The sequence below is a fragment of the Devosia sp. genome (genome assembly GCF_965229025.1).
In the GTDB taxonomy this organism is placed as follows: Bacteria; Pseudomonadota; Alphaproteobacteria; order Rhizobiales; family Devosiaceae; genus Devosia_A.
The window spans coordinates 3,829,145-3,840,865 of sequence record NZ_OZ245853.1 but is presented as its reverse complement, the minus strand read 5'-3'; the positions used below and the strand labels follow the sequence as shown (position 1 = coordinate 3,840,865).

Annotated in this window: 12 protein-coding genes; 7 read left to right on the top strand and 5 right to left on the bottom strand. The window is 62.3% G+C overall.

The window, feature by feature from the left end; all coding sequences use genetic code 11:
- Window positions 1-111: 111 nt before the first annotated feature.
- Window positions 112-1,575: an L-fucose/L-arabinose isomerase family protein gene (locus tag ACO06J_RS18645; RefSeq protein ID WP_421762213.1), complete on the top strand. Its 1,464-nt coding sequence runs from the start codon at window positions 112-114 to the stop codon at window positions 1,573-1,575.
- A 21-nt stretch (window positions 1,576-1,596) separates the two neighbouring features.
- On the opposite strand, the gene ACO06J_RS18640 is transcribed toward ACO06J_RS18645, so the two are convergent.
- Both ACO06J_RS18640 and ACO06J_RS18635 read right to left on the bottom strand, forming a co-directional pair.
- The gene (locus ACO06J_RS18640) at window positions 1,597-1,953 is read right to left on the bottom strand and encodes a hypothetical protein (RefSeq protein WP_421762212.1); all 357 of its coding nucleotides are present in this window, start codon (window positions 1,951-1,953) and stop codon (window positions 1,597-1,599) included.
- 407 nt (window positions 1,954-2,360) lie between these two features.
- A complete protein-coding gene (locus tag ACO06J_RS18635; RefSeq protein ID WP_421762211.1) occupies window positions 2,361-2,957 on the bottom strand; it encodes a general stress protein in 597 nt (198 codons plus the stop codon).
- 244 nt (window positions 2,958-3,201) lie between these two features.
- Here ACO06J_RS18635 and ACO06J_RS18630 point away from each other — a divergent pair, with 244 nt between their 5' ends.
- A complete protein-coding gene (locus tag ACO06J_RS18630) occupies window positions 3,202-4,170 on the top strand; it encodes a sensor domain-containing diguanylate cyclase (RefSeq protein WP_421762210.1) in 969 nt (322 codons plus the stop codon).
- Window positions 4,171-4,204: 34 nt separating this feature from the next.
- Here the strand turns inward: ACO06J_RS18630 and ACO06J_RS18625 are convergent, their stop codons facing one another.
- Both ACO06J_RS18625 and ACO06J_RS18620 read right to left on the bottom strand, forming a co-directional pair.
- Window positions 4,205-5,044 (bottom strand): metallophosphoesterase family protein, encoded by an 840-nt coding sequence (locus tag ACO06J_RS18625; RefSeq protein WP_421762209.1) that lies wholly within the window; start codon window positions 5,042-5,044, stop codon window positions 4,205-4,207.
- A 1-nt stretch (window position 5,045) separates the two neighbouring features.
- On the bottom strand, window positions 5,046-5,996 hold the full coding sequence (locus tag ACO06J_RS18620; protein ID WP_421762208.1) for a diacylglycerol/lipid kinase family protein: 951 nt from the start codon (window positions 5,994-5,996) through the stop codon (window positions 5,046-5,048).
- Window positions 5,997-6,139: 143 nt separating this feature from the next.
- Here ACO06J_RS18620 and ACO06J_RS18615 point away from each other — a divergent pair, with 143 nt between their 5' ends.
- Window positions 6,140-6,829, top strand: a complete 690-nt coding sequence (locus ACO06J_RS18615) for a phosphatase PAP2 family protein (RefSeq protein ID WP_421762207.1) — start codon at window positions 6,140-6,142, stop codon at window positions 6,827-6,829.
- Window positions 6,830-6,922: 93 nt separating this feature from the next.
- Window positions 6,923-7,177 carry a DUF6894 family protein gene (locus ACO06J_RS18610; protein WP_421762206.1) on the top strand — a complete coding sequence of 85 codons (255 nt, stop codon included), beginning with the start codon at window positions 6,923-6,925 and terminating at the stop codon, window positions 7,175-7,177.
- Between the two features lie 22 nt (window positions 7,178-7,199).
- On the opposite strand, the gene ACO06J_RS18605 is transcribed toward ACO06J_RS18610, so the two are convergent.
- On the bottom strand, window positions 7,200-8,231 hold the full coding sequence (locus tag ACO06J_RS18605) for a substrate-binding domain-containing protein (protein ID WP_421762205.1): 1,032 nt from the start codon (window positions 8,229-8,231) through the stop codon (window positions 7,200-7,202).
- A 123-nt stretch (window positions 8,232-8,354) separates the two neighbouring features.
- Between ACO06J_RS18605 and ACO06J_RS18600 the strand changes: the two genes are divergently transcribed.
- From ACO06J_RS18600 to ACO06J_RS18590, 3 genes are all read left to right on the top strand, one after another.
- Window positions 8,355-9,389 (top strand): Gfo/Idh/MocA family protein, encoded by a 1,035-nt coding sequence (locus tag ACO06J_RS18600; protein ID WP_421762204.1) that lies wholly within the window; start codon window positions 8,355-8,357, stop codon window positions 9,387-9,389.
- A 2-nt stretch (window positions 9,390-9,391) separates the two neighbouring features.
- Window positions 9,392-10,297 (top strand): sugar phosphate isomerase/epimerase family protein, encoded by a 906-nt coding sequence (locus ACO06J_RS18595; protein ID WP_421762203.1) that lies wholly within the window; start codon window positions 9,392-9,394, stop codon window positions 10,295-10,297.
- Window positions 10,298-10,388: 91 nt separating this feature from the next.
- The gene (locus ACO06J_RS18590) at window positions 10,389-11,687 is read left to right on the top strand and encodes an ABC transporter substrate-binding protein (protein WP_421762202.1); all 1,299 of its coding nucleotides are present in this window, start codon (window positions 10,389-10,391) and stop codon (window positions 11,685-11,687) included.
- Window positions 11,688-11,721: the final 34 nt, after the last annotated feature.

The following is an 11,721-nucleotide window of genomic DNA, read 5'->3' as shown; positions in this document are numbered from 1 at the left end:
CGCAGAAATCGCAATTTTTCCGCATTGTGAGTGCCGGAACTCGCTTGTATGTTGGGCACGCCAACCGCCCGCCAACAGGGTCCGGCGCGCTCTGGGAGGGGCCGAGACATCATGAAGCCGTTCAATCGCAAGGTGACGCTGGGTCTGATCGTCTCCAGCCGCGCGTTCTTCAACTCGGCCTATGCGCCCAATGCCCGCGCCGACCTGATCGCCGCCTGTGACAAGCTCGGCGTCGGCTACCGCATCCTGCCGATGGAAGCGACGCCGAATGGCGCCGTGGAAACCCGCGAGGACGCGCACAAGTATGCGAAGTTCTTCCGCGAGCACCGCGACGAAATCGATGGGCTGGTGGTCTCGCTCCCGAACTTCGGTGACGAGATTGCCGTAGTCGAAACCATCTCTATGGCCGATCTCAAGGTGCCGGTGCTGCTGCAGGCCTGCAACGACACGCTGGACAAGACCGACCTCAAGGGCCGACGCGATGCCTTCTGCGGCAAGATTTCGATCACGTCGAACCTCTATCAGTACGGCATCCCCTTCACCGACACGACCTCGCACACCTCCGATCTCGATGGCGAAGAGTTTGCCGGCGATCTCGACCGTTTCATGCGCACCTGCCGCACGGTGCGCGGGCTGCGCCGGGCCCGCATCGGCGCGATCGGCGCCCGCACCGGCGCGTTCCAGACCATGCGGTTCTCCGAAAAGCTCCTGCAGCTGAGCGGCATCTCGGTGGTGACGGTGGACCTGAGCGAGATTATCGGCGAGGCCGAAAAGCTGTCCGGCGAGGACCCGGACGTGAAGGTGCGGCTTGAGGAAATCTTCGGCTACGGCACCATCCCGCCCTATATCCAGCGCGAAAACATCGTCAAGCAGGCGCGGCTCGGCATCGTCGTCGACCGCTGGATGGAGCGCAACGAGTGCGACGCGTCCTCGATCCAGTGCTGGACCTCGATGCAGGACAATTTCGGCTGTGCCACCTGCCTCGCCATGTCGATGATGGGCGAAAAGCTGCAGCCCAGCGCCTGCGAAGTCGATGTCGCGGGTGCGATTTCGATGTACGCCCTGGCGCTCGCCGCAGAGGCACCGCCCGCGCTCCTTGACTGGAACAACAATTATGGTGACGCAGTCGACAAATGCGTCTGCACCCATTGCGGCAACTTCCCCAAGAGCTTCATCGGCGAGACGCCCGAGATCTCAAACCTTGGCGTCATTGGCACCGTGGTAGGACCTGACAAGTGCTTTGGCGCCGTCAAGGGCAAGGTGCAGCCCGGCCCCCTGACCTATTTCCGCCTCTCGACCGATGACCGCGCCGGCGTCATCAAGACCTATGTCGGCGAAGGTGAATTCACCGCCGACCCCTTCCCCATGGATGGCGGTATTGCGGTGACGGCCGTACCGCGGCTCCGCGAACTCCTCACCTTCATTGCCCGCAACGGCTTTGAGCATCACGTGGCGATGGTGCGCGGACACCACGCCAAGATCGTCGAGGAGTCGGTGAGCCGCTATCTCGGCTGGCAGAACTACCACCACGAGACCGTCCCGAGCTTTGCTCCGCCTGCGCCGTTCCTGCGGTAACCGCAGGCCGGGGCATCGGTATCAGTTTCCAGGCAAGACGGAGCGCATGGCGTCGGAGGCTGATGCCAGCGCCCGCACCACGTCCTGAAATCTGCTGTGGCTGGCCACTTCAGGCGGCAGTTCACTCACCTTCTGCTCGAGTGCGCGGCGTTCTTCTTCGATATCGGCCAGCATAATACTCGCCGCTTCGGCAATTTCGCCGAAGGGCTGGCCATCCGCCCGGCGTCGCGCGGCAATGGCGCGCAAGCGTACCGCCTGCACCTGCCAGTGACCGACCTTGCGGCGCGCTGGAACCACCGCATCGACGGCCTGGCGCGCCAGCCCCACTTCAACCTGCTCAGCGCGCTGTCGCACCCACTCTTCTGTCCGCCTCGGCATGCAATAGCCTCTCGTTGTCACTCGCAATCAATGTGGGAGCGCGATCCACCTGGTGGGCCTCCGCTCGAAATCCGTTGACCTTTGCCGCTTCCGGACACTCCCCGTTATGCCGGTGCATCTCCAGTTTGGGTGGCAATGGCTTGGGCAATTCCAGCGCGGACCGAATCGCCTCTGACCGCGAAAGGTGCGGACCGGAGATCATCGTGTCGTCGTCGAACACGCCGAAGCCGTCAACGCAGCTCCGCACTTCCCAATTGTCAATTCGATCATATGACACTGACATCGCGGCCTCCTTGTTGCGCTCATAAGCGCACATCGGGCGGGGCCGTGTTGCAGCATAGGTTAAGTCCAGGTCGCTTTTCTGCCGACAGAGTTTGGGCCCAGGCGCGATGCCTGGGCCCAAGAGCTTAGCGGATGATCGGCGGAACGATGCCCGGGCGGGAACCAATGACCTGTCCGGGGCGGTAGGGTTCGGCAGTCTCATCAAACCCATCCCAGCCGCTATCCTGATAGCTCTGCCGGCGCTCGGAAACGTCGACCGAGCGCGAGTCCTTGAGGATCGCATTGGCCGCGTCAACGAGGGAGTCATCGACCCGTGCCGTCACGAGCGTGCCGCCCCGGCGAACGCCTTCGGCATACACATGAGCTTCGTGCTCCTCGACACCGGCGCTGGTGAGAGCGCCAATCAGGCCACCGGTCGCCCCGCCCACCGCAGCACCCGCAGCAGCACCGACGACGGTCGAAAGCAGCCAGCCGCCGGCTACGACCGGGCCAATGCCCGGAATGGCCAACATGCCGAGCCCGGCGAGCAGACCACCAGCGCCGCCGACGGCAGCGCCAATGCCGGCACCCGTGCCCGCGCCTTCGGCCACGTCGTCTTCAGCATCCTCAGGGTGGTTGAAAACGATAGAGATATCGTCGGAAGCAATGCCCGCGTCCTTCAGGGCGCTCACGGCATGGTGGGCATCGTCGCGGTTGTCAAACAATCCGGTCACAGTGCGCATCGTTGATCTCCTCAGGTTTGGTTCTTGCCCAGGCGAAAGGTTCACCCGGTCTGTGGAGGCAACGTAGGTCTACGCCATCAGTTCCGCGGTCCTGTGATCAAACCGGCTGTCCATTCGATCACTCCAAGATGCCGTTAACCCTCCCGACACGACAGACCAAATTCCCACCCTCTTTTCATGATGAGTTAGCGGCATGGGGACTAGGTCAGGAGCCCAAGTTCGCGAATCTGCCGGGAATCCGCCCATGAGCACAGCACAGGATGACGAAGAGCTGCGCCTCAGGAAGCTGCACCAGTATGACGTGCTGGATACGCCCAAAGAGGACGCCTTCGAACGAATCACACGCCTGGTGACGGCCGTGCTTGGCGTACCTATCGCCGCAGTCACTCTGGTCGACGGCGGCCGCCAATGGTTCAAATCCCAGCAGGGACTGAACGTGAGCGAGACGCCGCGGGACCAATCGTTCTGCGCCCATGCCATGCTTGGCAGCGGGCCGATGGTGGTGCGCGATGCAACTCTCGACCAGCGCTTTTCGTCCAATCCGCTCGTCGTCGGCGATCCCGACATCCGTTTTTATGTTGGCATCCCGTTGCGCGCATCGGACGGCACACCGCTCGGCGCGCTCTGCGGCATCGACACCAAGCCCCGGGACATTGGGGAGCGGGAGCTCGAAATCCTCGGCGACCTCGCAGACCTGACGATGGAGCAGCTCGAATTGCGGCTTCTGGCCACGCGGGACAGTCTGACGGGCGCGATGCGTCGCGGCCATTTCATCACCTCCGCAACACGTGACATGGCGATGGCGCGGAGGATGGGTGTGCCGCTTTCCTGCCTGATGATCGATGCCGATAAATTCAAGCATATCAACGACGACTGGGGTCACGCCGTTGGCGACGACGTCCTCATCCACCTCGTCTCTGCCATCAGTGGAGAACTGAGGTCCAGCGACAGCCTCGGCAGGATGGGAGGCGAGGAGTTCTGCGCGTTCCTGCCCAACACCAATCTCCACGGCGCGATGCAGGTGGCCGAACGGGTGCGGGGCGCCATCGAAGCGATGCGGATCGAGACACCCGGCGGGTGTGTGCAGGTGACGGCGAGTATCGGTGCTGCCGAACTCACTGGCCTCGACGCGACGCCTGAGGAGATGATCAAGCGGGCCGACATCGCGCTCTACCAGGCCAAGCACACCGGGCGCAATCGCGTCGCAGCCTGAGTGGTCGCGAACTCAGACCCCTGCGATATAGCCGCTATTCGACCGAAGTCACCGACGCAGTATCCTTTTCGCGGGTCGTCCAGGCGCCGCCCCGCCATTCGCGCACAATCACCGAGATCGCGCGCGGGCTGAGGTCGATAAGGTTATAGGCGTTGGAGTCGCCGCGGAGCCGGGTGGAGATTGTAGAGGAGGCCTGCGCCACGAGGATCGGCAGGTCCGCCGCCTTGCGCAAGCCAGTTGGCGTGCCTTCGGCCACCACCCCGGGGCGGGCATGCTTTCTCACATAGGAGAGGTGGAAGTGGCCGGAGAGAACAAGCCTTACGCCCAGGTCCGCAAAGGTTTCGAGCGCAAGATCGGCGCGGCGCACGGCGCGCATGGGCTTGGCCATATCGCCCTCGGGTTTCAGCAGCGGATGATGTGCCACCACCACGCGCAACGCCCGAGGTGAAGCCTTCTCGAAACGTGGACCCAGCGCATTGAGCTGGCTCCGGCTAATCGTTCCATGCGCCCAGTTCAGCTCAGCCCGTGCCCGCCGCGCCGTCTTGATGCCAGCAATCGCAACCCCGTCCAGTTCGAGAAACGGCTCCAGCTCGTTGGAGATGTAGCGCCGGTACAGCCCATAGGGGTCAATGAACCGCCGCAGCAGGTTTTTCGCGGGCACATCATGATTGCCGGGCACCGCAAAGACCGGGACGCGCAAGGCATCAAGAAACGCGCGGGCCGCCGCGAACTCCACTTCTGTCCCTAACTGGGTGAAATCGCCGCTCACCACGACCAGTTGCGGCGACTGGGCCATCACGTCTTCGGCCAGCCCGTCGGCTAGGCTCTGGTCGTGATGGCCGAAGTGCAGGTCCGATAGATGGCAGATGCGCATGCTAGATGCCTACCGCGACTGCGGCGGTCGGCTCAACAGCCGGTTCGGGCGCTGGCTTTGGCGCAAGGATCGATAGCGCCAGCGGCCTTATCCGGAATGTCAGCGGTCCTTCAAGACCGATCACCTCACCATCGACCATAGCGTTCAGCCGTCGCGACCGGGTTCGGATGACCAATGATTTGACGTTCTCGATTTCGATCGCCTCATCGGTGCGCCAGGTTCCCATCAACATCCCCGCTCCCAATCGCAGGGCATCGGCAAAGCTCAAATGCCGCACAAGGTACAGGCTCAGCGTGCCAGCATCGAGCCTGGGCCGGGTGAACACCTGCCCCACGCCTGCCGCGTAGTCATTATTGGCAACTGCGATCGACTGCACACGCTCAATGCGCGGATCGCCCGATTCTGGAGTGATTTCTGCCGCAAAGCGCTTGATGCGCGCCAGCCGGCGCACGAAGTAGGCGAAGAACCCGAGCTTTGCCGCGAGATCAGAGCGCCCCCGGATTTGCTCCCGTGCGAGCGCAATCCCAGGTACCGCGCCGATCACGACCTTGTGGAGAAAGATACGGCCGTTGACTTCGCCGACATCGATGCGGCGAGGTTCCATTTCGGCCAGTCCCTCCAGCCACTTTTCGACAACCAGCGGAATCGAAAGATCGCGGGCGAGGAGGTTGGCAGTGCCCAACGGCATAAGCGCAAGCGTCTTGCCGGCTTCGATGGCAACCTGGGCGAGCGCCGTCGCCGTGCCGTCCCCACCGGCTGCAAGCAGCACCTTGGCAGGGCTGGCAGCGGCGCGTTGCAGGCGTTTGGCAAAGGGGATCGACGTGTCGGCATCGATGCTGACGATATCGCCTCTCGAGGAGAAGAATTCCTGCAGGACCTGCGGTGTAATTGCACCGGTCGCAGCCGCGCCCGAACGGGCGTTGAGCAGAATGTGGTAGCTGATCTCTTGCATGGTGCACCCCAGAGCCGTCTCACGGCTGGCCGCCTCACTAACGGCCGTGCAGGCAATTGGTTCTCAGCTCAGATAAAATAGGCCAAAAGCGATGAACCCAGCCGCCCTCGGGGCCGTTGGTGGTCTGGTACAAGGAGAAATCCATGAGTGTTGACGTTCGCCGTTCCAGCCGCTGGCCGTTGATCGCGCTGATCACCCTGACCGCCGCCCTGCTGGGGGTTTTCGGGATGGTGGCCGATGAGGCGCTCGAAGGCGACACGGTCGCCTTCGATAGTGCGGTGACCGCACTGTTCCGCACGGCGGACACCAACGCGGTGATCGGCCCCCTCTGGCTGCAGGAAGCAGTGCGCGATTTCACCTCGCTTGGCAGCTTCACCATCCTCGGCCTTATCGTCATGGCCAGCGCCGTCTATCTGCTGCTGGAAAAGAAGGCAGGAACCGCAATCTTCCTGGTCGTCTCGGTCGTGGCCGGAACGGTGATTTCCAACGTCCTGAAGCAGACTTTCAATCGCCCACGGCCGAACGTCGAGGCCTCGCTGAGCGTCTTCACCGCCAGCTTCCCCAGCGGTCATGCCGCGCTGTCGGCGGTGGTCTACCTCACGCTTGGCGCGCTTCTCTCGCAGTCGGCGCGCAGCCCGCTGATCAAGGGCTACCTCATCGGTCTGGCCTTGCTCATGGCCTTTCTCGTTGGCGTCTCACGCATTTACCTCGGCATGCACTATCCGACCGACGTCATTGCCGGCTGGTCGCTTGGGTTGTCGTGGGCGATGATCTGCTGGGTGATCAAGCAAGCATTTGAGGCAAGGATGGCAGCGTCAAATATTCTTGGCTGACTCTGAAATCGAGACGCCACCCCGGCTCAATTCAGCCAAGCCGAGGTAACCTTTTGGATCGAGCGGCGTTGAGCTTAGGTCCGGGAGACAATCATGCGCTATTTCTTCGATATTCAGGACGGCAAGCACATCGCAAAAGATGATATTGGCGTCGACTGCCTTGGCGACAATGCTGCCCGCGTCGAGGCGACCAGGGCACTGACTGAGATGGCTAGCGACTACCTGCCATCCGATGGGCTGTCGCGTCACCTTGCCATCCATGTCCGGAGTACTGTCGCGGCGCTGTTCTCCGTGGACCTGCAATATTCGGTGCTGACCAACTCGGGACGCCGCCTTGCCGACGTCTGAGGCCTGCTGAAAGCCAGCACGCTCAACTGGAAGCGCGCGGCGGATCGCTGTCCCCGGGTATCAGACTCATCGGTATCTTGATCTGAAGCAACTGAGGCGCAGGCTCTTCGGGCGTCATTTGCGCAACCAGCGCGCGGGCCAGTGCCGTTCCAACCTCCGAGAGCGACACGGAATAGCGCGTCAGGCTGGGTCTCAGGTGGCGCACCGCCGATTCGTCGCGAAACCCGATGACGGCAAGGTCGTGACCGGGACGCAAGCCGCGCTCCTCCAGCCGGCGATAGATTCCAATCGCAGCGGCTTCGAAAATCAGGACTATGGCCGTCGGGGGATCGGGATTGTCCAGCATGGCGTCGACGATGAAGTATCCATCCTCCTCACCAAATCCCGTCTGAAGGACAAGCTCTGGATCGTAGGAGAGCCCATGCCCCGCCAGGGCCTTCCGGTAGGCCTCCCTGAAGACGATGCCGAAGTTGAGCTCGCCAAACGGGACCGTGATCGCGATCCGCTGATGTCCCTTGGCCACCAGCCTGTCGACTGACGCGGTGGCCACAGCTTCGAAGTCGAGATCGACCCAGGAAAACGGCCCTTCAACTTCGCTGCGCCCCAGCGCGGCGAACGGAAGGCCTGCAGTCCGCAGCAGGTCTATTCGCGGGTCGTGTTGCTCGGTTCCCGACAGGATCATGCCATCGACCAGCCGGCGCGCCACCAGCCTGTCGAGGTACGCAAACCGGTGTTGCTTGGATGGGCAAGGCAGCACGAGCAGATCGAGCCCCAGCGGCGTCAGCACGCTCTGCACCCCGTCGAACACGCCCATGAAGAAGTTATCGCCGTTCGCGGCAGTGTCTGGGTCGAGGTCGATCATGAAGCCGACGGACTTGGTCTGGCCCAGTGCCAGCGTCCTGGCCGCCTGGTTCGGTTCATAGCCAAGCCGCTGCGCGGCCTCGAGCACACGCGACCGCGTCTTCGCATGGACCCCCGCCACGTTGTTCAGAGCCCGCGAAACGGTACCCGTCGAAAGCCCCAGTTCATGGGCCAGCCTGGAAATGCCACGCATCTCTTGCCTCGAAAGTCGTCCGCCCCCTGTTGACACACGCGACGTGTCCCGCCTAGTCTTGCAATCGCTTACATCATAATAGAAAAATATACTACAACGACGTAAGCGGTTTTTGGAGGGGACGTGAAACGGGCAGTTTTGGTCGGCTGTGGAGTCATGGGTGCACGATGGGTCACGGCCCTCTGCGCCTCTCCGCTGCAAGAGCGTGTTGAACTTGTCGGTCTGGTCGATGTCGACCTGGCACTCGCCACCTCGGTGCGTGACGCCAACCGTCTGACCGGCGCCATCGTTGGAACAGCTCTGGCCGAGGTGCTCGATGCAACCCACCCTGACATGGTCTTCGACGTCGCCGTCCCGGCAGTGCGCCGGCAGATCGTGCTGACGGCTTTCGAGCATGGCTGCGATGTCCTCACTGAAAAGCCGATGGCCGGCTCAATGGAGGATGCGCGCGATATCCTTGCTGCCGCGCGCCAGCATGGGCGCATTCATGGCGTGATCCAGAACCGGCGGTTCAAGCAGAGCATCCGCCGCATCCGCGCATTCCTGCAATCCGGCGCAATCGGCGAGATCAGCGCCCTGCATTGTGACTTCTTTGTCGGCGCCCATTTCGGCGGCTTTCGCGACGCCATGGAGCATGTCCTGCTGCTGGACATGGCGATCCACACGCTTGATGCCGCCCGGTTCATGTCCGGCAAGAATGCCGTGGCCGTCTACTGCCAGGAGACCAATCCCAAGGGCTCCTGGTACGCCCATGACGCGGCGGCCAACGCCATCTTTGAGCTCGATGACGACGTGACCTTCACCTATCGCGGCTCCTGGGCCGCCGAAGGCGCCAATACCAGTTGGGAAGCCGCCTGGCGGATTATCGGTTCAAAGGGCACCCTGCTGTGGGATGGCGAGGACACGATCACCGCCAGTATCGTCGATGGCGATGAGGGCTTCTTCCGCCCCCTCCGGTCCGTCGAAATCCCCCAGTGGAACGACGACCGTGTCACCAAAGAGCACGTCAGCGCCATCGAAGATTTCCTCGACGCCGTCGAAAGCCGCGGCACACCCGAATGTGTCGGGACCGACAATATCAAGAGCCTTGAAATGGTGTTCAGCGCCATCGAAAGCGCCCGCACGCGGCAGCGCGTCCACCTCCAATCTGGAAATTGAACATGACCAATCCAGCAAAAGCCATTCGCATCGGCACGATGATCAACTCCACCCAGGCGGGCACGCCGGAGCGCATCAAGGAAATCGCGCCGCTGGGGTTCGAAAGCTTCGAGCCGTTCTTCTGGCAATCCACCAATGGTCAGGATCTGCCTGAACTGGGCAAACGCTGCCTCGACGCCATCGGCAATCGCGACATCACGATTTCGACCATCGGCATGTTCGGAAACCCGCTCGAAGGCGGCGAAATGGATCGCCAGACACTGCAAGGCTGGAAGGACTGCATCGACAATGCCCATCATTTTGGCGCGACCTGCGTTGCCGGCTTCACGGGGCGCATCCGCAACAAGCCGCTGACCGACAGCCTGCCGGCCTACAAGGCGGTGTGGTCCGAACTCGGCAAGCGCGCCGCCGACAAGGGCATCAGGATCGCGTTCGAAAACTGCTCGATGGATGGCAACTGGGCCACCGGCGACTGGAACATCGCCCACAATCCCGATGCCTGGGAGCTGATGTTCAACGAGACGCCCGACGACAACCTCGGCCTCGAGTGGGAGCCCGCGCATCAGCTGGTCTATCTCATCGATCCCACACCGCAGATCCGCAAATGGGCACCCAAGATCTTTCACGTTCACGGCAAGGACGCCACCGTCCGCTGGGACGTGATCCGGGAACACGGCGCGTTCGGCAAGGAGAAGTTCATCTTCCACCGCACACCCGGGTTCGGCGACAGCAACTGGACCAACATCATCTCGGACCTGCGGCTCGGTGGGTACACAGGCTCGATCGACATCGAAGGCTGGCATGATCCGGTCTACCGCGAAGAGCTCGAAATGACCGGACAGGTCTACGCGCTCAATCACCTCAAGCAGGCGCGAGGGGGAGATTTCGTAGCTTTGGCTGCGCACTGACCGGGAGGTCCGTCGCGCCAGTCGATGAATGCTGCTGGTCGTGGAGGGCCCGCAGTCAACCGTGCGAAACGCACGAAAGAGGAGGAACACTATGACCAAGGGACTAGTCAAAATCCTGGCCTCGGCCGCCATGGCGACTGCCGCATTCGCGGTATTTGCAGCGCCGGGCTTTGCTCAGGACAAAGTCACGCTCACGTACCTCGCTAGCCAGGGCTGGGTCCAGGACGCCGAGCAGACGCTGGGCAAGAAGTTCGAAGAGCAGACCGGGATCGCGATCGATTACCAGATCATTCCGGCCGACCAGTATTTCAACGTGCTGAAGGCCAAGCTTAATTCCGGCGAAGCGCCCGATATCTTCGGCGGCCAGAGCGGCGTAACGGACCTCAAGGTCCAGTACAACGTCGAAAAGAACGCCGTCGATCTGTCCGCGGAGCCTTGGGCGAAGCTCGAAGACCCGCTGATCGCCGCCCAGTCCACTGTGGATGGCAAGCTCTACGGCATGACCTACTGGGACACCGTCAGCAGCGCCTGGGTCATCAACTACAACAAGACCCTGTTCGCCAAATACGACCTCAAGGTCCCGACCACCTACGCCGAGTTCAAGGCGGTGTGCCAGAAGCTGCTCGACAACGGCATCCAGCCCGTCTTCGAGCCCATCTCGGACGGGTGGCACCACGTGCTGTGGTTCCCCGAAGTGGGGCCGCGCTTCGAGCAGGCGACCCCGGGTCTTGCGGACGCGCTGAATGCCAACAAGGCGACACTCTCCGGCAATGAGACCATGCTCGCCGACCTGACGCAGCTCAAAGAAATGTACGACCTCGGCTATCTGGGCAAGAACGCCCTCGCCGATGCCTTTTCGGACGCCACCAAGGTCATGGCCACCGGTCAGGCCGCGATGGTCGTCGGCGGCACGGCGTTCAACAACCAGCTGAAGACCGACTACCCTGACGTCAATGTCGACGACTACGGCTACTTCGTCATTCCGCTGGCCGACAACCAGATGCTCAACGTCAATCCGGCTGGCCCGACGATGTTCATTTCTGCCACATCGCCCCACATCGCTGAAGCCAAGCAGTACCTGAATTTTCTCGTTCAGCCCGAGAACATGCAGTACTTCGTCGACAACACCCCGCTGGCGTCCAACTTGCCGTTTCCCGGCGTCAAGAACAAGTTCGGGCCGGACCTGCAGGCATTCCTCGATGCCCACAAAGACCAGCGCGGCACAGTCTACCAGACGGCTGTCACCTACGTGAACCCGCAGTGGATGGATATCGGCAAGGACCTGACCGCCATGTTCACCGGCGCAATGGCTCCGGCTGATGTTCTCGCCAGCATCGACAAGCGCCGCGGCGAGCTTGCCAAGGCCGCCAAGGATCCGGCCTGGAACTAGGCCCGACGCCCGTCTTCCTCCCGAAGAACCGGTC

Excerpts from the sequence above, each read along its gene's own strand:
- ACO06J_RS18645 (WP_421762213.1), top strand. The coding sequence starts at position 112 with ATGAAGCCGTTCAATCGCAAGGTGACGCTGGGTCTGATCGTCTCCAGC.
- ACO06J_RS18640 (WP_421762212.1), bottom strand. The coding sequence starts at position 1,953 with ATGCCGAGGCGGACAGAAGAGTGGGTGCGACAGCGCGCTGAGCAGGTT.
- ACO06J_RS18635 (WP_421762211.1), bottom strand. The coding sequence starts at position 2,957 with ATGCGCACTGTGACCGGATTGTTTGACAACCGCGACGATGCCCACCAT.
- ACO06J_RS18630 (WP_421762210.1), top strand. The coding sequence starts at position 3,202 with ATGAGCACAGCACAGGATGACGAAGAGCTGCGCCTCAGGAAGCTGCAC.
- ACO06J_RS18625 (WP_421762209.1), bottom strand. The coding sequence starts at position 5,044 with ATGCGCATCTGCCATCTATCGGACCTGCACTTCGGCCATCACGACCAG.
- ACO06J_RS18620 (WP_421762208.1), bottom strand. The coding sequence starts at position 5,996 with ATGCAAGAGATCAGCTACCACATTCTGCTCAACGCCCGTTCGGGCGCG.
- ACO06J_RS18615 (WP_421762207.1), top strand. The coding sequence starts at position 6,140 with ATGAGTGTTGACGTTCGCCGTTCCAGCCGCTGGCCGTTGATCGCGCTG.
- ACO06J_RS18610 (WP_421762206.1), top strand. The coding sequence starts at position 6,923 with ATGCGCTATTTCTTCGATATTCAGGACGGCAAGCACATCGCAAAAGAT.
- ACO06J_RS18605 (WP_421762205.1), bottom strand. The coding sequence starts at position 8,231 with ATGCGTGGCATTTCCAGGCTGGCCCATGAACTGGGGCTTTCGACGGGT.
- ACO06J_RS18595 (WP_421762203.1), top strand. The coding sequence starts at position 9,392 with ATGACCAATCCAGCAAAAGCCATTCGCATCGGCACGATGATCAACTCC.
- ACO06J_RS18590 (WP_421762202.1), top strand. The coding sequence starts at position 10,389 with ATGACCAAGGGACTAGTCAAAATCCTGGCCTCGGCCGCCATGGCGACT.